Source organism: Jiangella anatolica, assembly GCF_003236295.1.
Classification (GTDB): domain Bacteria; phylum Actinomycetota; class Actinomycetes; order Jiangellales; family Jiangellaceae; genus Jiangella; species Jiangella anatolica.
Genome location: NZ_POTW01000052.1, coordinates 1 through 20619, shown reverse-complemented (window position 1 = coordinate 20619; position 20619 = coordinate 1). Strand labels below are relative to the sequence as shown.

Sequence of the window (20619 nt, the reverse complement as noted above, 5' to 3'; positions counted from 1 at the left end):
GAGCGGAGCCGATAGCTTGGGCGCCATGACCACCCGTATCGACGGCCGCAGCGCCGACCAGCTCCGCACCGTCCGGCTCACCCGGGGCTGGCTCGACCACGCCGAGGGCTCGGTGCTCGTCGAGTTCGGCAAGACCCGCGTGCTGTGCGCCGCGTCGGTCACCGAGGGCGTGCCGCGCTGGCGCAAGGGCTCGGGCCTGGGCTGGGTGACGGCGGAGTACGCGATGCTGCCGCGCTCGACCAACACCCGCAGCGACCGCGAGTCGGTGAAGGGCCGCATCGGCGGGCGCACGCACGAGATCTCCCGGCTCATCGGCCGCTCGCTGCGCGGCATCATCGACACCAAGGCGCTGGGCGAGAACACGCTGGTCATCGACTGCGACGTGCTCCAGGCCGACGGCGGCACCCGCACCGCGGCGATCACCGGCGCGTACGTCGCACTGCGCGACGCCGTCGAGTGGATGCGCTCGGAGAAGCTGCTGACGACGGAGAAGGTGCTGACCGACTCCGTCTCGGCCATCTCGGTCGGCGTCGTCGACGGCGTGCCGCTGCTGGACCTCTGCTACGAGGAGGACGTGCGCGCCGAGACGGACATGAACGTCGTCATGACCGGCGACGGCCGGTTCATCGAGGTGCAGGGCACGGCCGAGGGTGCGCCGTTCGACCGGCAGGAGCTGGACTCGCTGCTCGCGCTCGCCGGCGCCGGCTGCAAGGAGCTGACCGACCTGCAGAACGCGGCGCTGGTGGGATGAGCTCGGTGCCCAAGGTCGTCCTCGCCACCCGCAACGCGCACAAGGTCCCGGAGATCGCCCGCATCCTCGCCGCGGCCGGCACACCGGTCGACCTGGTCGCCGTCACCGAGTTCCCCGGTGTCGACGACGTCGAGGAGACGGGGCTGACGTTCGAGGAGAACGCGCTGCTCAAGGCGCACGCCGTCGCGGCCGCGACCGGGCTGCCGGCGCTGGCCGACGACTCCGGGCTGACGGTGGCCGCGCTCGGCCACATGCCCGGCGTGTTCTCCGCCCGCTGGGCCGGCGTCCACGGCGACGACGGCGCCAACCTGCGGCTGGTGCTCGCGCAGCTGGCCAGCGTCCCGGACGAGCACCGGCAGGCGGCGTTCGTCTGCGTGGCCGCGCTGGCGCTGCCCGACGGCACCGCGTGGACCGCGGAGGGCCGCGTCGACGGCGTGGTCGTGCGGGCGCCGCGGGGGAGCAACGGGTTCGGCTACGACCCGATCTTCGTGCCGGCCGCCGAGACGCGGACGACCGCCGAGCTGACGCCGGAGGAGAAGGACGCGATCTCGCACCGCGGCAGGGCCTTCCGGGCCATCGCCAGCCACCTCGCCGCCCTGTGATTCTGAACAAACGCTGACGATCTTGCTCGGCGGTGGGCGGAACGGCCGGCCGGGAGGATGATCGGAGGGTGAGCGACTCCGATACCGGCCGTGCGTGGTGGCCGCCGGCCCTGGCCGGCGTGCTGGCGCTCGGCCTCGGGCTGGCCGCCGCCGAGGTGGTGGCCGGCGCGCTGGGCCGGGCCGAGACGCCGGTGTCCGCCGTCGGGGAGGAGTTCATCGACCTCACACCGGGCTGGCTGAAGGACTTCGCCATCGACGTCTTCGGCACCAACGACAAGACCGCGCTGCTGGTCGGCATGGGTGTGGTGCTGACGGTGCTCGGCGCGCTGATCGGCCTGCTCGCCGCCCGCCGCCGGGGCGCCGGCCTGCTGGCCGCGACCGTCCTGCTGGTGGTCGCCGGGCTGGCGGTCAACAGCCGGCCCGACACGACCATGGCCGACCTCATTCCGACCGTCGCGGCCGGGCTGGTCGCGCTGCCCGCGCTGAGCTGGCTGGTGGGCCGAGCGGCGCCGGCGCCGTCACCGGTCACGACGCCCGCGCCCACACGGCGGGCGTTCCTGCGGGCGGCCGGGATCACCGCCGGCCTGGCCGTCGCCGGCGCCGGGCTCGGCCAACTGCTCGGCGCCCGCCGCGCCGGCGTCGAGACGTCGCGGGACGACCTCGCGACCAGCCTCGACCTGCCCCGGGCCACCCCGCCCGACGGCGCCGACCTCGTCGTCGACGGCGCGAACCCGTGGCGCACGCCGAACGGGGACTTCTACCGCATCGACACCGCGCTGTCCGAGCCGCTGATCCGGGCCGAGGACTGGACGCTGCGGGTGCGCGGCATGGTCGAGAACGAGGTCGAGCTGAGCTACGACGACCTCGTCGGCATGGGCCTGGTGGACCGCTGGCTGACGCTGAACTGCGTCTCCAACGAGGTCGGCGGCCACCTCATCGGCAACGCGCTGTGGACCGGCGTGCCGATCGCCGACGTGCTCGCGCTCGCGCGGCCGCACGCCGACGCCGACGCCGTCCAGTCCCACTCGCAGGACGGCTGGACCGCCGGCACCCCGCTCGACGTGCTCACCGACGGGCGCGACGCGCTGCTCGCGGTCGGCATGAACGGCGCGCCGCTCCCGCTGGCCCACGGCTTCCCGGTGCGGATGATCGTGCCCGGCCTGTACGGCTACGTCAGCGCGACGAAGTGGGTGGTCGAGCTGGAGGTGTCCCGGTTCGACGACTTCGAGGCGTACTGGACGACGCGCGGCTGGGCCGAGCGGGGGCCGGTCAAGGTCGCGTCGCGGATCGACGTGCCCAGCAGCCGCGCCCACGTCGGCGCCGGCACCGTCGCCGTCGCTGGGATCGCGTGGGCGCAGCACCGCGGCATCGAGGCCGTCGAGGTCCGCGTCGACGAGGGCGACTGGAACGCCGCCCGGCTGGCCGCCGTCCCGTCCACCGACACGTGGCGGCAATGGGTCTGGGAGTGGGACGCGCAGCCGGGGGAGCACCGCCTGCAGGTCCGCGCCACCACCGCCGACGGCGAGGTGCAGACGTCCGAGCAGGCGCCGCCCGCCCCCGACGGCGCCTCCGGCTGGCACACCATCGACGTCACCGTCGACGGCTGATCGGCGGTCCGCCCCCGCTCAGGACCGGACCCGGGCGGCGGCCGCGACCAGCGCCGTCAGCGCCGGCTCGACCTGCTCGTACGTCCGCGTCTTCAGCCCGCAGTCCGGGTTCGCCCAGAGCCGGTCGCCGGGGATGGCCGCCAGGGCGCGGCGCAGCAACTCCTCGATCTCGTCGGCGCCGGGGACCCGGGGTGAATGGATGTCGTACACGCCGGGGCCGATGCCGCGGGCGAAGCCGGACGCCGCGACGTCCGGCACGATCTCCATCCGCGACCGCGCCGCCTCGATGCTGGTGACGTCCGCGTCCAGGCCGTCGATCGCGGCCACGACGTCGCCGAACTCGGAGTAGCAGAGATGCGTGTGCACCTGCGTCGCATCGTCCGCGCCGGCCGTCGCGAGCCGGAACGCGTCGACCGACCACGCGAGATAGGCGGGCCGGTCGGCGGCGCGCAGCGGCAGCAGCTCGCGCAGCGCCGGCTCGTCCACCTGCACGATCCCGACGCCGGCCGCCTCCAGGTCGCCGACCTCGTCGCGCAGGGCCAGCGCGACCTGCCGCGCGGTGTCGGCGAGCGGCTGGTCGTCGCGGACGAAGGACCAGGCGAGGATCGTGACCGGTCCGGTCAGCATGCCCTTCACCGGCCGGTCGGTGAGCGACTGCGCGTACGTCGCCCACTCGACGGTGATCGGCGCCGGCCGCGACACGTCGCCGTAGAGGATGGGCGGACGGACGCAGCGCGAGCCGTAGGACTGCACCCAGCCGTGCTCGGTCGTGGCGAACCCGGCGAGCTGCTCGGCGAAGTACTGCACCATGTCGTTGCGCTCCGGCTCACCGTGCACCAGCACGTCCAGGCCGAGCTTCTCCTGCAGCCGGATGACCCGCTCGATCTCCGCCCGCATCCGCGCGGTGTACTCGGCGGCGTCGAGCCGGCCGGCCCGGAACGCCGCCCGCGCCCGCCGGACGTCGCCGGTCTGCGGGAACGAGCCGATCGTCGTGGTCGGCAACGGCGGCAGCGCAAGCCGGTCGCGCTGCGCGGCGGCCCGCTCGGCGTACGGCGCGCGGCGGGTGTCGGCGGCGGTGAGTCCGCCCAGCCGGGTCCGGACGGCGTCGTCGACGACGCGCGGGGCGGCGGCGCGGTCGGCCAGCGCGGCGGCGGCCTCGTCGAACGCCGGTGAGCGTCGCCCGTCGCGCAGCGCGGCCGCGAGCGTCACCACCTCGGCCACCTTCTGGTCGGCGAAGGCCAGCCACGAGCGCAGCTGCGGGTCCAGCCCGGTCTCCGCGTCCAGGTCGTAGGGGACGTGCAGCAGCGAGCACGAGGTGCTGACGGCGACGGCGGCGGCCAGCGGCTCGACGGCGCGCAGCGTGGCCAGCGCCGCGTCGAGATCCGTGCGCCAGACGTTGCGGCCGTCGACCACACCGGCGACGACGGTCTTGCCCGACAGGCCCGGCACGTCGGCGTCCGGCAGCGACCCCGCGACCAGGTCCAGCCCGATCGCCTCCACCGGCGACGACGCCAGCACCGGCAGCGCGTCACCGAGCGAGCCGAACGACGCCGACACGAGCAGCGCCGGCCGCTCCGTCAGCCCGCCCAGCCGCGCGTACGCCCGGCCCAGCGCGGCCAGCTCGTCCGCCGTCCGGTCCGCGACGTAGGCCGGCTCGTCCAGCTGGACCCATGCGACGCCCTCGGCGGCCAGCGTCGTCAGCAGCAGCGCGTACACCGCGAGCAGGTCGTCGAGCCGGTCCAGCGGCGCGAACCCGGCCGGCGCGCCGTCGGCGGCCTTGGACAGCAGCAGGAAGCTGGCCGGGCCGAGCAGCACCGGCCGGGTCTGGACGCCCAGCGCCAGCCCCTCGCGGACCTCGCCCACCGGCTTGGCCGGGTCGAGGTGGAAGCGCGTCGTGGGCGCGATCTCCGGCACGAGGTAGTGGTAGTTCGTGTCGAACCACTTGGTCAGCTCCAGCGGCGCGGCGCCGGTCGTGCCGCGGGCCATCGCGAAGTACGTGCCCGGGCCGTCCAGCCCGAGCGACGCGAACCGCGGCGGCACCGCGCCGGTCAGCACGGCGGCGTCGAGCACCTGGTCGTAGAGCGAGAACGTGTTCGACGGGACGGAGTCCAGGCCCAGCGCTGCCAGCCGGCGCCAGCTCCGTTCGCGTTCGGCGCGGGCGGCCGCCTCCAGGTCGTCGCGGCCGGACTCGCCGGACCAGAACGACTCCAGGGCGCGCTTGAGCTCGCGGTTCGGGCCGATGCGCGGGTAGCCGGGCACGGTCGCGCCGATGGGCGGGATGGAACGGGTCATGGAAGGTGTCTCCTCGGGAGCGCGGACAGGCGTTCGCCGGGGGCCGGCCACCCGATCGACGTCAACCGCGCCGGGGGCCTCTTGCGTCGGCCGGATCGCACCCATCAGGCGCCCGCCGGCCGAACCACCAGTGCTTGCGATCCTAGGAGGACGCACGGGGACCGCAAGGTGACGTCCCGTCATACGGACCGTGACGTCTCATCATGTGGGAGATGAATGACGTTCCGCGAGCTTGCGCTACCTGCGACTGTGTCGCATCATCGCCTGTGAGGCACGCCGGCGCGCACGAGGAGGACTTCGCATGCATGTCCCCGACGGGTTCCTGAACGCACCCACCTCGGTCGCGACGGGCGCCGTCGCCGCCGCCGGTGTCGCGTTGGCGCTGCGCAAGGCGCAGGACGAGCTGGACGAGCGCACCGCGCCGCTGGCCGGCCTCACCGCGGCGTTCGTGTTCGCCGTGCAGATGCTGAACTTCCCGGTCGGCGTCGGCACCAGCGGCCACCTGATGGGCGGGGCGCTGGCGGCCGTGCTGGTCGGCCCGTGGACGGCGGTGCTGTGCCTGTCGGTGGTGCTGCTGGTCCAAGGGCTGCTGTTCGCCGACGGCGGGCTGACCGCGCTCGGCACCAACATCTCTTTGATCGGCATCACGACGGTGGTCGTCGGCTGGGTCGTGACGCGGGCCGTGCTCGCCGTGCTGCCCAAGCGACCGGCGTCGGTGGTGCCGGCGTCGGCGATCGGTGCGCTCGTGTCCGTCCCGGTCGCGGCGCTGGTCTTCGTGCTGCTGTTCGCGATCGGCGGCGAGGCGTCGCTGTCGCTCGGCGCGCTGACGGCGAGCATGCTCGGCTGGCACACGCTGATCGGCATCGGCGAGGCGGTCATCACCGGCCTGACGGTGAGCGCCGTCGTCGCCGTCCGGCCGGACCTCGTGTACGCGGCCCGCGGCCTGCGCGCGCCGCTGCAGCTGCGCCGGCCCGACGGCAGCCTGGTGCCGGCCCCCGAGCCCACGCCGGCGGCGGCCGCCGCGCCGCGTGCGAGCACGAGGCCGCTGCTCGTCGGCGGCGGGCTGGTCGCGCTCGCGCTGGCCGGCATCGTCAGCTTCTTCGCCAGCAGCAACCCCGACGGCCTGGAGTACGTCGCCGAGGGCGAGGGCTTCCTCGCCACCGCCCGTGACCACGCGTTCGGCGATTTCGCGCTGGCCGACTACGGCGAGGTCGGCGGCATCCCGGTCGGCGTCGCCGGCATCCTCGGCGTCGCGGTCGTCGTGGTCGCCGGCGTGCTGCTGTTCCGGCTGGTCGGCCGCCGGCCCGCCGCGGACCGGGAGGAGGCCGCCGTCCGGTGAGCGGCGGCCACGGGCACGCGCTGTACCGGCCCGGCGACTCCGCCGTCCACCGGCTGCCGGCGCACGTCAAGGTGCTGGCGCTGCTGGCGTTCGTGCTGGTCGTCGTCGCGACGCCGCGCGAGCACTACTGGGCGTTCGGCGCCTACGCGCTGCTGCTGGCGGGTGTCGCGGCGATCGCCCGCGTCCCGGCCCGCGTGGTCGTCGCCCGGATGGTGGTCGAGCTCCCGTTCGTCGTGTTCGCGCTGCTGATGCCGGTCGTGTCGCAGGGTCCGCGGGTCGACGTGCTCGGGCTGTCGCTGAGCGAGCCCGGCCTGCTGACCGGCTGGAACATCCTCGCCAAGGGCACGCTGGGCGTCGTCGCGTCGATCCTGCTGGCGGCGACGACGGACGTGCGGGGGCTGCTGGCCGGGCTGCAGCGGCTGCGGGTGCCGGACCGGCTCGTGGAGATCGCGTCGTTCATGATCCGCTACGCCGACGTCGTCGCCGGTGACATGCGGCGGATGCGGATCGCCCGCGAGTCGCGCGGCTTTCAGGCCCGGCACCTCGGGCACGCGCGGGTGGTCGCGCAGGGCGCCGGCGCGCTGTTCGTCCGGTCCTACGAACGGGGTGAGCGGGTGCACCTGGCGATGCTGTCGCGTGGCTACGCGGGCTCGATGCCGCTGACGGCGACCGCGGGAGCCGGCCGCGCGGACTGGCTGCGCGGCGCCACGCTGCCGCTGGCGGCCGGCGTGGTGGCGGTGCTCTCATGATCGAGGTCTCGCTGGAGGTCGCCGGGCTGGCCTTCGCCTACCCCGACGGCCACCAGGCGCTGTTCGGCGTCGACCTCACGATCGGACGGGGCGAGCGGGTCGCGCTGCTCGGGCCGAACGGCGCCGGCAAGACGACGCTGGTGCTGCACCTCAACGGCATCCTCTCCGGCGGCGTGGGCACGGTCCGCGTCGGCGGCCTGGAGGTCCGGCCGGGCGATCGCGACACGCTGCGGGAGATCCGCCGTCGCGTCGGCATCGTCTTCCAGGACCCCGACGACCAGCTGTTCATGCCGACGGTCCGCGACGACGTCGCGTTCGGCCCGGCCAACCTGGGCCTGCGCGGCGCCGAGCTGGACGCGCGGGTGTCCGAGGCGCTGGACCTCGTCGGCATGGGCGACGTCGCCGACCGGCCGCCGCACCACCTCTCGTTCGGCCAGCGCCGCCGGGTCGCCGTCGCGACGGTGCTGGCGATGCGGCCGGAGATCCTCGTGCTGGACGAGCCCACCAGCAACCTCGACCCAGCCAGCCGGCGCGAGCTGCACGACGTCCTCGACTCGCTCGACGTGACGCAGCTCGTGGTCACCCACGATCTGCCGTTCGCGCTGCAGCTGTGCCCGCGTTCGGTGGTGCTGTCGGGTGGGGCGGTGGTTGCTGATGGGGCGACGGCGGACGTGCTGGGGGACGCGGACTTGCTGGCGGCGCACCGGTTGGAGCTGCCGTACGGGTTCGACCCGCGGTCGGTGGCTCCTGGCCGACCCTAAATGATCACGTTGAGTTGGTGTGCTCCTGCTCTGCGAGGCAAGCATGCCTAGCGAACCGTGAACTCGCCTGGACCGGGCGCCGGGCGACGCCGCGGAAAGCGATTGCCTGTGTCTTGCGGCGTTCTCACGCTTCCCCAGGCATGCATGGGTGGTAGAGCGGGAGCACACCCACTCAACGTGATCATTCAGGTGTCGTAGAGGGCGTCGATGGCCTTGAGCAGGCGTTTCTCCGAGACCGGCTGGGCGGTGCCGAGCTCTTGGGCGAACAGGCTGACCCGCAGCTCCTCGATGAGCCGGGCGACGGCGTCGTGCTCGGGCGTGGGGCCGTGGCCGGGCGGGAGGGCGGCCAGCGCGGCCTCGTACTCCTCGGTGACCCGGCGGACGGTGCCCATGTTCTGGTGGTCGCGCTGCGGGCTGGTCGGCAGCTTCTCCAGCCGCCGCTCGATCGCCCGCAGGTAGCGCAGCAGGTCCGGCAGCCGGCGGCGGCCGGTGGACGTGACGAAGCCGGGCGCCATCAGCCGGGCCAGGTGGTCGCGGGCGTCGACGAGCGACGCGGCCAGCGCCAGGCTGGTGGTGCTCTTCAGCGTCGCCGCGACCCGGTGCGCCACCTCCAGCACCTTCTCGACGTCGGCGACGACCTCGAAGACGGTCTCGATGAGGTCGGCGCGGACCCGCTCGCGCAGCGCGGCGAACGCCGCCTCGTCCCAGGCCGGCCCGCCCGCCTCGGCCACCAGCCAGTCGACGGACGCGGCGGCGACGTCGTCGAGCAGCGCGGCGACCGAGCCGTCGGGGTTCTGGCTGAGCACCAGCTTGGACCGGTTGGCCAGGTGACGCTGCACGAACGCCGTCGGCGACGGGACGCTGAGGAGCAGCAGCCGGCGGTTGCCGGTCCACATCGCGCGGGCCTGGTCCGCCGGCGTCGGCAGCACCCGCAGCGCGACCGTGGCGCCGTCGTCGACCAGCGCCGGGTAGCCGGTGACGACGTGACCGGCGCGGCGCTGCTCGAACGTCCGCGGCACCTCGCCGCCCGGCCATTCCGTCAGCCCGGTTCGCTCGATGCTGCTGGCCGCGGCCGCCATCGTCTGGCGCAGTTGCTGCTTGAGCCGCACCTTCAGCGCGTCGAGGTCCTTGCCCTCGCCGGCCGGCCTGCCCTTCTCGTCCAGCACCCGGAACGTCATGCGCAGGTGGTCGGGCACCTTGCTCAGGTCGAAGTCGTCGGCCGTCACCGGCACCGCCCGCAGCCGGTGCAGCACCCGGGCCAGCGCGGCGGTGAACGGCTGCCCCGACGGCGACGGCGGCAGCTGCGCCAGCGCCTCGCGTGCGGTGTCCGGCGCCGGCACGAACGAGCGCCGCAGCGGCTTGGGCAGCGCCTTGATCAGCGCCGTCACCAGCTCCGGCCGCAGCCCCGGCACCTGCCAGTCGAACCCGTCGGGCTCGACCTGGTTGAGCACCTCGATCGGGACGTGCACCGTGACGCCGTCGGCGCTGGATCCCGGCTCGAACTGGTACGTGAGTCGCAGGCCGAGGTCGCCGGGCCAGGCGTCGGGGTAGTCGGCCTGCGTGACGGCGCCGGCGGCGTCGGTGGTCAGCAGGTCGGTGTCGAACGTGAGCAGGTCCGGGCGGTCGTGCCGGGCCTTCTTCCACCAGCTGTCGAAGTGCCGGCCGGAGACGACGTCGGCCGGGATGCGCTCGTCGTAGAAGGCGAACAGCGTCTCGTCGTCGACGACGATGTCGCGGCGCCGGGCCCGGTGCTCCAGCTCCTCGACGTCCTCGAGCAGCTCGCGGTTCTCGTGGAAGAACCTGTGCTGCGTCGTCCAGTCGCCCTCGACCAGTGCGTGCCGGATGAACAGCTCGCGGCTCAGCTCCGGGTCGACGCGGGAGTACTGCACCTTGCGCCGCGGCACGATGACCACGCCGTAGAGCATGACCTTCTCGTAGCCCAGGACGGCGCCGGCCTTGCGCTCCCAGTGCGGTTCGCTGTACGTCCGCTTCACCAGGTGCTCGGCCAGCGGCTCGGCCCACGCCGGGTCGATGCGGGCGTTGACGCGGGCCCACAGCCGCGACGTCTCGACCAGCTCGGCCGACATCACCCAGCGCGGCGGCTTCTTGAACAGCGCCGACCCGGGGAAGACGGCGAACTTCGCGCCGCGCGCGCCCTGGTACTCGTTGCCCGCCTCGTCCTTGACCCCGAGGTGCGAGAGCAGCCCGGCGAGCAGCGCCTGGTGGATGTTGTCCTCTGATCCCTTGGCCTGATTGAGCGTGAGACCCAGGGGCTTCACCAGCTGGCGCAGTTGCGACTCCAGGTCCTGCCACTCGCGGATGCGCAGGTAGTTGAGGTGCTCGGTGCGGCACAGCCGGCGGAACGCGCTGGACGACAGCTCCTGCTGCTGCTCCTTCACGTACCGCCAGAGGTTGAGGAAGGACAGGAAGTCCGACGTCTGGTCGGCGAACCGGGCGTGGAACGCGTCGGCGACCTCGCGCTGGTCGGCGGGGCGCTCGCGCGGGTCCTGGATCGTCAGCGCGGCGGTGAGGACGAGCAGTTCGCGGACGGTGCCGTTGCGGCCGGCCTCGATCAGCATCCGGGCCAGCCGCGGGTCGATCGGCAGCTGCGACAGCGACCGCCCGACGTCGGTCAGCTTGTTCTTGTCGTCCTTGGCCAGCGGGTCCAGCGCGCCCAGCTCGACCAGCAGGCTGACGCCGTCGGCGATGCTGCGCCGGTCCGGCGGGTCGAGGAACGGGAACGCCGCGACCTCGCCCAGGCCCAGCGCCGTCATCTGCAGGATGACCGACGCGAGGTTGGTGCGCAGGATCTCCGGCTCGGTGAACGTGGGCCGCGCCTCGAAGTCCTCCTCCGAGTAGAGCCGGATGCACACGCCGTCGGAGAGCCGGCCGCAACGACCGGCCCGCTGCCGCGCCGACGCCTGCGACACCGGCTCGATCGGCAGCCGCTGCACCTTCGTCCGGTTGCTGTAGCGGGAGATGCGCGCGGTGCCGGGGTCGACGACGTAGCGGATGCCGGGCACCGTCAGCGAGGTCTCGGCGACGTTCGTGGCCAGCACGATCCGCCGGCCGGTGTGCGGCTGGAAGACCCGGTGCTGCTCGGCTGCGGACAGCCGGGCGTAGAGCGGCAGCACCTCCAGCGTGCCCTGGGGCGCCGACGCGTACCGCTTGCGCAGCGCGTCGGCGGTGTCGCGGATCTCCCGCTCGCCGGACAGGAACACCAGCACGTCGCCGGGCGGCTCCAGCGCCAGCTCGTCGCAGGCCTCGACGATGGCCTGGATCTGGTCGCGCGGCTCGCCGCCGGCGTCGTCGGTCTCCGGCTCGAGCGGGCGGTAGCGGATCTCGACCGGATACGTCCGGCCGCTGACCTCGATGATCGGGGCATCGCCGAAGTGCCGGGCGAACCGTTCCGGGTCGATCGTCGCCGAGGTGATGATCACCTTCAGGTCCGGGCGCCTGGGCAGCAGCTGCTTGAGGTAGCCGAGGATGAAGTCGATGTTCAGGCTGCGCTCGTGCGCCTCGTCGATGATCAGCGTGTCGTAGCGGCGCAGCATGCGGTCCTGGCCGATCTCGGCCAGCAGGATGCCGTCGGTCATCAGCTTCACCAGCGTGTCGTCGCCGGCCTTCGCGGTGAACCGCACCTGGTAGCCGACGGCGGCGCCGAGCTCGGTGTGCAGCTCCTCGGCGACCCGCTCGGCGACCGTGCGCGCGGCCAGCCGGCGCGGCTGGGTGTGCCCGATCGTGCCACGGATGCCGCGGCCCAGCTCCAGGCAGATCTTCGGCAGCTGCGTCGTCTTCCCCGACCCGGTCTCACCGGCGACGATGACGACCTGATGGTCGCGGATGGCGGCGGCGATCTCGTCGCGCCGCCGGCTGATCGGCAGCTCCTGCGGGTAGCGGACCTCGGGGACGGCCGCCCTACGGCGTTCGACCCGCCGCTCGGCCGCGGCGACCTCGCGCGCGATCTCGGCCAGCGCGTCGTCCGTCCGGGCCTTGCGCACGCCGTCGAGCCGGCGGGCCAGCCGCCGCTCGTCCCGCAGCATCAGCTCGGGCAGGCGGGCGCGCAGGTCGGCCGGCGAATCGGTGAGGGGAGGGGTGGGCATACGTCGTCAAGCCTACGACCCCCGCCCCTCCCGGCTCACCTGGTTATCAGCCCGGGCCGTAGGCGCCGCGGCGGGCCGGCGCCCGGCCGGCCGGCTGCTCCGCGTCGGGCCCGCGCGGCGGCGCCGCCGGGATCGCGACCGTGACCGGCGCGTTGGTGCGGACCGTGACCGGCTCGCCGTGGTGGAGCAGCTCCAGCTGCGAGCCTTCCTCGTGGTCGCCCTCGCGCAGGTAGTAGGTGACCTCGTGCGGAAGGACGCTGACCCGCAGCCGCAGCCCGCGCCACAGCAGCGAGAAGTCCAGCCGGCCGATCCGGCTGGGCAGCCGCGGCGCGAACGACAGCACGCCGTCGTGGTCGCGCATGCCGCCGAAGCCCGCGACCAGGCTGAGCCAGGCGCCGGCCAGCGAGGCCAGGTGCACGCCGTCGCTGGTGTTGGAGTGGCTGTCGTGCAGGTCGGTCAGCGCCGCCTCGCCGAGGTAGTCGTGCGCGAGCTCCAGGTGCCCGGTCTCCGCGGCCATCACGGCCTGCGTGCACGACGACAGCGACGAATCGCGGACGGTGCGGGCCTCGTAGTAGCGGAAGTTGCGCACCTTCTGCTCCGGCGTGAACGCGTCGCCGCGCCAGTGCATCGCCAGCACGAGGTCGGCCTGCTTGATCACCTGGCGCCGGTAGAGGTCGAAGTACGGGTGGGTGAGCAGCAGCGGGTAGTCCTCCGGCGCCGTCCCCTCGAAGTCCCACTCCTGGAACCGGGTGAACCCCTCCGACTGCTGGTGCACGCCGAGCTCGTCGTCGTACGGGATGGTCATCGCCGCGGCGGCGTCGCGCCAGGACGCGGTCTCCTCGTCGTCGACGTCCAGGTCGGCGGCGACGTCGGGGTGACGGAGCACGGCCTCGGCGGCGCCGACGAGGTTCCGCTGCGCCATGAGGTTCGTGTAGACGTTGTCGTTGGCGACGGCGGAGTACTCGTCCGGGCCGGTCACGCCGTCGATGTGGAACCCGCCGTGCCGGTCGTGGTGGCCGAGCGAGCGCCACAGCCGGGCCGTCTCGACCAGCAGCTCGACACCGACCTCGCGCTCGAACGCGTCGTCGCCGGTGGCCTGGATGTAGCGCATCGTCGCGTCGGCGATGCCGGCGCCGATGTGGAACCCGGCGGTGCCGGCCGGCCAGTAGCCCGACGTCTCGTGGCCGCGGATCGTCCGCCACGGGAACGCCGCGCCCTTGAGGCCCAGCGTGCGGGCCCGCTCCCGGGCGAGGTCGAGCGTCGCGTGCCGCCAGCGCAGCACCTGTGCGGCCGCGTCGGGCTGGGTGTAGATCAGCGCCGGCAGCACGAACATCTCGGTGTCCCAGAAGACGTGGCCGTCGTATCCGGGGCCGGTCAGTCCCTTCGCCGGGATCGGCCGCATCTCGTTGCGGGCGCCGGCCTGCAGGACGTGGAACAGGCCGAACCGGACCGCCTGCTGCACCTCGGGGTCGCCGTCGACGCGCACGTCGGCGGCGTCCCAGTACGCGTCGAGGTACTCGCGCTGGCCCTTGCAGAGCCCTTCCCACCCGGTCAGCCGGGCCGACGCGAGTGCCGCGCCGACCTGGTCGCGCAGCGCCGGGATCGACCGCACGCTGGAGAAGCCGTACGCGAGCAGCTTGACCACGCGCAGCTTCTCGCCCGGCTTGAGCACGCAGGCGATCGTGGTGCGGGCCCAGTCGGGGAACGCCTCGGTGCTGACGACGGTCCGGTCCGGCCCCTCGACGACGTGCGTCATCGCCGCGGCCATCCGCAGCCCGCTGGCCTTCGTCCGGTGGATCAGCAGGCCGCCGGCGCCGTTGGCGAGGTGCTGCTCGGACTCCAGCGGCTCTTCCAGGACGGCGGCGACGCGCGGGTCCTTCTTGGTGACCGGCAGCTCCTCGTTCGCGACGAGGCCGGACTGGATGACGACGCGCGCCTCCTCGTCGATCGGCTCCACCTCGTAGCAGATCGCCGCGACGGCGCGCTGGATGAACGACACCAGCCGGGTCGAGCGGACGCGCACCGCCTGGCCGGCCGGCGACACCCACTCGACGGTGCGGTCCAGCGTCCCGGCCCGCATGTCCAGCACCCGCTCATGCGCGCGCAGGTCGCCGTAGCGGACGTCGAACGGCTCGTCGTCGACCAGCAGCCGGATCAGCTTGCCGTTGGTGACGTTGACGACGGTCTGGCCCTGCTCCGGGTAGCCGTAGCCGGCCTCCGCGTAAGGCAGCGGGCGCAGCTCGTAGAAGGAGTTGAGGTAGCTGCCGGGCAGCCCGTGCGGCTCGCCCTCGTCGAGGTTGGCGCGCAGGCCGATGTGGCCGTTGGACAGCGCGAGGACCGACTCCGACTGCGCCAGCAGGTCGAGGTCGAGGGTCGCCTCCCGGATGCGCCAGGGCTCGCCCGGGAACCCGCTCTCCTGGATCACCGGCGCTCCTCGTCCAGCAGCTCGGCCAGGTCGGTGACGACGACGTCGGCGCCGCGCTCGCGCAGCGCGTCGGCCTGGCCGACGCGGTCGACGCCGACGACGAACCCGAACTTCCCGGCGCGGCCGGCCTGGACCCCGGCGAGCGCGTCCTCGAACACCGCGGCCTCGCCCGGCTCCACACCCAGCCGCTTCGCCGCGGCGAGGAAGGAGTCCGGCTGCGGCTTGCCGCGCAGCCCCTCCTCCCGGGCGGTGACGCCGTCGACGCGGACCTCCAGCAGGTCCTCGATGCCGGCCGCCGCCACCACCTCGCGGCAGTTCGCGCTGGCCGAGACGACGGCCCGGCGCAGCCCGGCCGCCGCGGCCGCGCGCAGGTACGTCACCGAGCCCGGATACGGCGCCACGCCGACGTCGCGCAGCCGCTCCAGCAGCACGACGTTCTTGCGGTTGCCGAGGCCGTTGACGGTCTCGGCGCTGCCCGGGTCGTCCGGCGTCCCCTCCGGCAGCGTGATGCCGCGGGAGGCGAGGAAGGAACGGACGCCGTCGGCGCGCTGCTTGCCGTCGACGTAGACGTTGTAGTCGGCGACCGGGTCGAAGGCGACGAACGGCTCGCCGGTGCGCTCCGCGCGCTCGCGCAGAAAGGCGTCGAACGTCGCGGTCCAGGCGGATTTGTGCACTTCCGCCGTCGGCGTGAGCACCCCGTCGAGGTCGAACAGGCACGCCTTGATGTGGTCGGGCAGGCCAAGCATTGGACGACCTTAAGTCATCATCCTGTGTGTCGTGCGCCGAGCGTGCCATCTGGCGCGCCGGGCGCTCCGGACGCTCACGCGTCCTGGCCCTCCGGCGCCGCCTCGATGTCCAGTGGCAGCGGCGTGACCTGCACGTCGTCGGAGCCCGGCCGGATGCGCCAGCGGACCACCAGATCGGTGACGCGACCGTGCATCGGCTGGATCAGCAGGTACTGCTCGGCGTGGCGCGGGCGGAACTCGCGCAGCGACGTCTCGCCCTCGGTGACGGTGAGGTCGCGGGTGTCGAGCTGGACGTCGTAGGCGGGCAGTCCGCCGTCGTTGTGCAGGACGTAGCGGTGCTGGCTGACCCGCTCCAGCCGGAACGTCGGCGCCTGACGGGCGCGGCGGCGGTACCGGGACAGCCGCCCGGTACCGGCCGCCGGCGGCCGCGTCGAGAGGAGCGTCACCGTCAGGACGAGCACCACGGCGAGCGCGATGAGCAGAACGACGACCCTCACATTTCGACTCTAATGCTGCAGTGGGTCAGCGGAACAGGGTCACGTTCCGAACGGCCCAGTCGGCGAACGTCTCGGCCGGCCGGCCCAGCACGTCGGCGACCGTCGTCGTGGGCTGCTGCCGCGCATCGACCTGGTCCGCCTCGCCGTCGACGTACCACTCGGCGTACTCGCCCATCACGGGCGTGAGCTGCGCGATCGCGTCCTCGCGGCTCAGCTCGACGTAGGGGACGTCGCGGCCGAGGGCCGCGCCGATGCGGGCCACCTTCTCGGCCCGGGTCAGCGTCTCCGGTCCGGTGAGCTCGTACGCCCGGCCGACGTGGCCGTCCTCGGTGAGCGCGACGGCGGCGACTGCGGCGACGTCGTCCATCGCGATCGCGGCGTTCGCGGACCGCGCGTAGCCGTCGCGCACCTGGCCGGTGGTGCGGATCTGGTCGGCCCAGATCGTGCTGTTCTCCATGAACTCGCCCGGCCACAGGTGCGTCCACGGGATGCCGGCCGCCTCGACGTCGGCGACGATCGAGCCCCACCAGCTGTCCGGCTCGCCGGACAGGCTGACGACGTGCTGGACGCCGGCCTTGTTCGCGCGGGCCAGCACCTCGGCGGCGGTCTCGGTGTACGAGGTCAGGTAGAGGCGGTCGACGCCGTCGAACACGCCGTCGAGGGTCGTGGGCTCGGCGACGTAGCCGGTCAGGACCTCGACACCGTCGGGGAGGGAGGCCTTGGCGGGGTTGCGGACGAGGGCGCGCACGCCGATGGCGCCGCGGGCGAGCAGGTGGTCGACGACGAGGCGGCCGACGCTGCCGGTCGCACCGGTGACGAGGATGGTCATAGAGACAGCGTACACCGTACGCGTACGTCGTACGCACATTGCTAGGGTGTGGACTCGCCCTGCCGGACCCGTTTCAGCGTGTCGGACCACTGCTCGGTGAGGTAGGGCCGGCCCGGTTCGTCGCCGAAGTCCAGCGCCGCCGTCACGGTCATCGTCAGCAGGTCGTCCAGTGGTCCCCGCGGCCGGTGCCCGTCGGTCTCGTAGACCCTCCGCACCAGGCCGACCGCGGCGTCCATGCGCTCGGCGTCGGACACGAACGCGTCGAGGTCGGCGAGCGTCCCGAGGCCGACGCCCTGCAGCGCCGACACCAGGGCGGAACGGGCCCGCCGGCGCCTGCGCACGTCCTTGTGGACGGTGCGGTCGAAGCCGTGCCGCTGGAACAGCGTCGCCAGCTCGTCGCCCCGGCGACCGTCGAGATAGGCGCCGATGGACGAGGTGTCCACCGGGATGTCCAGGGTGCCGCGGTCCACCTTCTGGCGGTAGTCGCTGTCGGTCGCCGCGCTCGCGTCCCGCAGCGACGAGAACTGCTCGTCGGCCAGCTCGAACAGGGCGCTGAGCCGGTTCAGCCGGCGCTGGATCGGCTCGGGCAGCGCCGCCGCCTTGTACGCGACCTTGTGGCTCACCGCCGCCCAGGCGTGCTGCAGCGCCGTCCGCACCTGGATCTCCGCCGCGAGCGACGCGAACGGCGCCCACTCCGCCAGCTCCCGGCGCGACGGTCCCAGCCGGACGACGTGGTGGGCGGAGCGGTAGCCGAACTCGTTCGAGGCGAGGTCGGTCGCCTTGTCCGCGGAGTTCTCCTCGTCGACCTCGAACTCGCGGGCGATCAGCTGGCCGACCCGCTCGACGTCCTCCACGTAGTAGGTGATCACCCGCAGGCCGACGAGGTCGGTCATGGTGGCGAGCGGGTCGTCGTCGTGGCCCTTGCGGCCGATCTTCTCGACGAAGCTCTCGACGGTCTTGGCCCGCGCCTCGATCTGCACCACGTCGATGCCCGCCGACGTCAGCACGTCCCTCAGGAGGATCTGGAGACGGCCGGCGTACTGCTCGTACATCCCGCGCCGCGCGCCGTACCTGGCGCCCCAGTCGTCGGCGGTCGGCTCGGCCATCGGCCCTCACGTCTCTCGTCACGGCGGCGGGTGCGCCTGCGAGGGTACTTCAGTCCGATTGATGATCATTGGGCTTGGCTATGTCCGGGGAGCCTGTCACGATGATCGTCGTGACCCCGACACGCGCCCGTCGGCCGTCCTCCGCTCAGCTCGACCGGGCCAGGTCGGCCACGTTGGCCGCCCTCGAGGACCCCGCCGCCGTCGAGAACCTCCGCCTCTTCTACGACCGCGACTCCAACTACGCCGGCCGCAGCTTCCTCGCCGTCGGCCCGGTCGAGTACGACAGCATCACCGCCGCCGACCTCTACGCGACGTCGCTGCTGGGCATCGCCGTCGGCCCGCGGGCCGGGCGGCAGCTGCTGCAGGGCGGAACGCACCGCAACGACGTCCTCAAGGCGTTACGCATGGTGCCGGTCGAGACCGACCTCGCCGACGCCGACGACGCCGTCTTCGACGCCGCCGAGAACCTGCACCTGCAGCTGAAGAACGCACTCGGCGGCAACAAGTGGGTCGCCGCGTCGAAGCTGTGCGCGCGCAAGCGGCCGCGCCTGTTCCCCGTCCGCGACTCCCTCGTCACCCGCAACCTCCTCGGCGTCGGCCAGGATCGCCGGGTCGACTGGCTGGTCTACCAGCACCTCATCACCGACGGCGACGTCCAGCGCCGGCTCAAGGAAGTGACGCAGGAGTCCGCCATCCGCGAGTCCGACCTGCACGACCCGCCCCTTCGCATCCTCGACGTCGTGCTCTGGATGCACGTCAAGACCGCGTAGGGCGCGCCCGGAGCCCGGCGGCGATGCGACAGACTCGCGGCGTGACCATGGCGCCGAAGCTCCGCCCGGGTGACCGCGTCCGTTTCGTGTCCCCGGCCAGCCCGGTGCCGGTGGGCGGCCTGGCCCGCAGCGCGGTGGCCCTCGAACAGCTGGGCCTGCGGGTCGAGTACGGCGCGCACGTCCACGACGTCCACGACACGATCGACTACCTCGCCGGCAGCGACGAGGATCGCCTGGCCGACCTCAACGACGCCCTGCGCGATCCGCGCGTCGCGGCGGTGATCGCGACGCGCGGCGGCAAGGGCGCCTACCGCATCGCCGACGGTCTGGACTTCGAGGCCGCGCGCCGCCACCCGAAGCTGCTGATCGGATTCAGTGAGGTGACGATCCTGCACCTCGCGCTGCTGCAACGCTGTGGCCTGGCCGGCATCCACGGCGCCGCCTGGGACGCCGGCCGCTTCGGCGATCGGGCCGCCGCCTCGTTCGTCCAGGCCGTGACCAGCACCGAGCCGATCACTGTCCACGCGACGACCGACGAGCACACCCACGCCCTCACGACGCACGGCAGGGCTGAGGGCGTGCTCATCGGCGGCAACCAGGACTCGATCGCGACCGGCGCCGGCTGGGCGCTGCCGAGCTTCGACGGAGCGATCCTGCTCCTCGAGGCCGTCAACCTCCGGCTTGGCCACATCGACCGTCAGCTCACCATGCTCATCAAGACCGGCATCCTCGCCGACGTCGTCGGCGTGGCCGTCGGCCAGTACACCGGCTGCGGCGCCGCGACGGACCCCACGACCGACGTCGAATGCACAGAGATCGACGTGCTCCGCGACCGGCTCGGCCTGCTGGGCGTGCCGATCCTGGGCGGGCTGCCCATCGGCCACGGCAAGAACCCCGTCGCCGTGCCGATCGGCACGCATGCGGTCCTGGACGCGGACGCGCGCAGCCTCACGATCTCCAACGAGTGACGCGGGTGCGGGAGGGGGGACTTGAACCCCCACGTCCGAAGACACCAGATCCTAAATCTGGCGCGTCTGCCGATTCCGCCACTCCCGCGCACCGGTCATCCTAGGGGACCGACCAGGTCATGCCGATGGGCTGCATGCGCTGCCCGACCACCGTCGCAGAGCCGTCGGTGTCGACGGAGAGGATGAAGGTGGCGTTCTGGGAGATCTCCGCCTGCGAGATCTGCGACCCGCCGGGGATCGTGCCCAGCCCGGCCTCCTCGATCACCACCGAGTAGCCGGGGTTCACCGTCACCGACTGGGTGCAGCTGATCGACGCCAGCGCGACGGCCCCGTACTCCGTCTGCAGCCAGTGCACATCGTCGGGGGACTCGATGGCGCAGCTGCGGGTCGCGGTGCCGAACTCCGGCGGCGCGGTGTCGAGCTGCAGGCCGTGGTCGGGCAGGTTCGTGAGCCCGTCGGCGTAGGCGAGGTCGACGCCTTCGGGCTCCTCGCCGGTCTCGCCGTAGAGCCGCAGCGCCTCCAGCACCTCGTCGCCGCGGCGGACGGCGGCATCGTCGGCGACGACGGCGGCGCCGTCGGCGGTGAGCGGGGCGGTGACGGCCGTGCCCTCGGCGGGGTGGACGGCGAGCGTCGCCAGCCACGGCGACGCGGCGTTCTCGCGGCTGAGCAGGAACCACGACGGCGCGCCGCCGGCGGACGACTGGCCGGTCACGACCGCCCACATCGGGTACTCGCCGACCTGCGGGGACAGCACGACCGACGGGGTCACGGCGACCGGCGGCTGCTCGGGCGCGACGCCGGTGGCCTGCTCCTCCTCGACCGCGAACTGCGACGTCGCCAGCAGCGCGCCGCCTTCGACGTCGGCCAGCGGCGTCGCGCCCGCGCCGGTCACGGCCTCGTTGTACTGCTCGAAGAACCCCTCGGCGCGGTCCGATGTGATCGCGGGGATCAGCGCGCCGCGGGCCGCCTGGTCGATCTCGGCGGGCAGCTGCGCGCACGCGGTCACCAGCCCGGCCAGCCCGAGCGCGACGGCGATCCGCGCGGTCGGCTTCGGCTTCGGCGGCGGCGCCGGGG

16 protein-coding genes and 1 tRNA gene are annotated in these 20619 nt (G+C 73.4%); 8 read left to right on the top strand and 9 right to left on the bottom strand.

Annotated elements, in window-relative coordinates; genetic code table 11:
• Positions 1-25 precede the first annotated feature (25 nt).
• The 3 genes from rph to C1I92_RS19850 all read left to right on the top strand — a co-directional run bounded on the left by rph (position 26) and on the right by C1I92_RS19850 (position 2960).
• Positions 26-751 carry a ribonuclease PH gene (rph, locus tag C1I92_RS19860; RefSeq protein WP_111256386.1) on the top strand — a complete coding sequence of 242 codons (726 nt, stop codon included), beginning with the start codon at positions 26-28 and terminating at the stop codon, positions 749-751.
• Entirely contained in the window at positions 748-1353 is a 606-nt protein-coding gene (gene rdgB / locus C1I92_RS19855) for an RdgB/HAM1 family non-canonical purine NTP pyrophosphatase (protein WP_199521403.1), read from the top strand. Before rph ends, rdgB begins: the two co-directional genes overlap by 4 nt.
• 68 nt (positions 1354-1421) lie before the next feature.
• Positions 1422-2960: a molybdopterin-dependent oxidoreductase gene (locus C1I92_RS19850; protein ID WP_111256385.1), complete on the top strand. Its 1539-nt coding sequence runs from the start codon at positions 1422-1424 to the stop codon at positions 2958-2960.
• Positions 2961-2978: 18 nt separating this feature from the next.
• On the opposite strand, the gene metE is transcribed toward C1I92_RS19850, so the two are convergent.
• Complete coding sequence (metE, locus tag C1I92_RS19845; RefSeq protein ID WP_111256384.1) at positions 2979-5252, bottom strand: 5-methyltetrahydropteroyltriglutamate--homocysteine S-methyltransferase; 2274 nt, start codon at positions 5250-5252, stop codon at positions 2979-2981.
• A gap of 301 nt (positions 5253-5553) precedes the next feature.
• Here metE and C1I92_RS19840 point away from each other — a divergent pair, with 301 nt between their 5' ends.
• From C1I92_RS19840 to C1I92_RS19830, 3 genes are read left to right on the top strand one after another with little or no spacing between them, the layout of a single operon-like run.
• Complete coding sequence (locus tag C1I92_RS19840; protein ID WP_111256383.1) at positions 5554-6591, top strand: energy-coupling factor ABC transporter permease; 1038 nt, start codon at positions 5554-5556, stop codon at positions 6589-6591.
• The gene (cbiQ, locus tag C1I92_RS19835; RefSeq protein ID WP_111256382.1) at positions 6588-7340 is read left to right on the top strand and encodes a cobalt ECF transporter T component CbiQ; all 753 of its coding nucleotides are present in this window, start codon (positions 6588-6590) and stop codon (positions 7338-7340) included. Before C1I92_RS19840 ends, cbiQ begins: the two co-directional genes overlap by 4 nt.
• Positions 7337-8101, top strand: coding sequence for an energy-coupling factor ABC transporter ATP-binding protein (locus C1I92_RS19830; RefSeq protein ID WP_111256381.1), 765 nt, complete (start codon positions 7337-7339; stop codon positions 8099-8101). The genes cbiQ and C1I92_RS19830 overlap by 4 nt, the downstream gene beginning before the upstream one ends.
• 185 nt (positions 8102-8286) lie before the next feature.
• Here C1I92_RS19830 and hrpA read toward each other — a convergent pair whose 3' ends face one another.
• The 6 genes from hrpA to C1I92_RS19800 all read right to left on the bottom strand — a co-directional run bounded on the left by hrpA (position 8287) and on the right by C1I92_RS19800 (position 17807).
• The gene (gene hrpA, locus C1I92_RS19825; RefSeq protein WP_111256380.1) at positions 8287-12204 is read right to left on the bottom strand and encodes an ATP-dependent RNA helicase HrpA; all 3918 of its coding nucleotides are present in this window, start codon (positions 12202-12204) and stop codon (positions 8287-8289) included.
• A 46-nt stretch (positions 12205-12250) separates the two neighbouring features.
• Positions 12251-14629: a glycoside hydrolase family 65 protein gene (locus C1I92_RS19820; protein WP_111256379.1), complete on the bottom strand. Its 2379-nt coding sequence runs from the start codon at positions 14627-14629 to the stop codon at positions 12251-12253.
• Complete coding sequence (locus tag C1I92_RS19815; RefSeq protein WP_111256378.1) at positions 14626-15375, bottom strand: beta-phosphoglucomutase family hydrolase; 750 nt, start codon at positions 15373-15375, stop codon at positions 14626-14628. The genes C1I92_RS19820 and C1I92_RS19815 overlap by 4 nt, the downstream gene beginning before the upstream one ends.
• A gap of 74 nt (positions 15376-15449) precedes the next feature.
• Positions 15450-15872: a hypothetical protein gene (locus tag C1I92_RS19810; protein ID WP_111256377.1), complete on the bottom strand. Its 423-nt coding sequence runs from the start codon at positions 15870-15872 to the stop codon at positions 15450-15452.
• 25 nt (positions 15873-15897) lie between these two features.
• Positions 15898-16701: an NAD(P)H-binding protein gene (locus tag C1I92_RS19805; RefSeq protein WP_111256376.1), complete on the bottom strand. Its 804-nt coding sequence runs from the start codon at positions 16699-16701 to the stop codon at positions 15898-15900.
• A 41-nt stretch (positions 16702-16742) separates the two neighbouring features.
• Entirely contained in the window at positions 16743-17807 is a 1065-nt protein-coding gene (locus tag C1I92_RS19800; protein ID WP_111256375.1) for a GTP pyrophosphokinase, read from the bottom strand.
• Positions 17808-17917: 110 nt separating this feature from the next.
• Between C1I92_RS19800 and C1I92_RS19795 the strand changes: the two genes are divergently transcribed.
• Both C1I92_RS19795 and C1I92_RS19790 read left to right on the top strand, forming a co-directional pair.
• Entirely contained in the window at positions 17918-18577 is a 660-nt protein-coding gene (locus tag C1I92_RS19795) for a DUF6308 family protein (protein ID WP_146605208.1), read from the top strand.
• Between the two features lie 47 nt (positions 18578-18624).
• Positions 18625-19545: a S66 peptidase family protein gene (locus C1I92_RS19790; RefSeq protein WP_111256373.1), complete on the top strand. Its 921-nt coding sequence runs from the start codon at positions 18625-18627 to the stop codon at positions 19543-19545.
• Between the two features lie 6 nt (positions 19546-19551).
• Here the strand turns inward: C1I92_RS19790 and C1I92_RS19785 are convergent.
• Both C1I92_RS19785 and C1I92_RS33940 read right to left on the bottom strand, forming a co-directional pair.
• Positions 19552-19633 (bottom strand) — tRNA-Leu (locus tag C1I92_RS19785).
• Between the two features lie 12 nt (positions 19634-19645).
• Positions 19646-20619 (bottom strand): DUF8094 domain-containing protein (locus tag C1I92_RS33940; protein WP_158564210.1); only part of this gene is annotated, 974 nt, incomplete at its 5' end.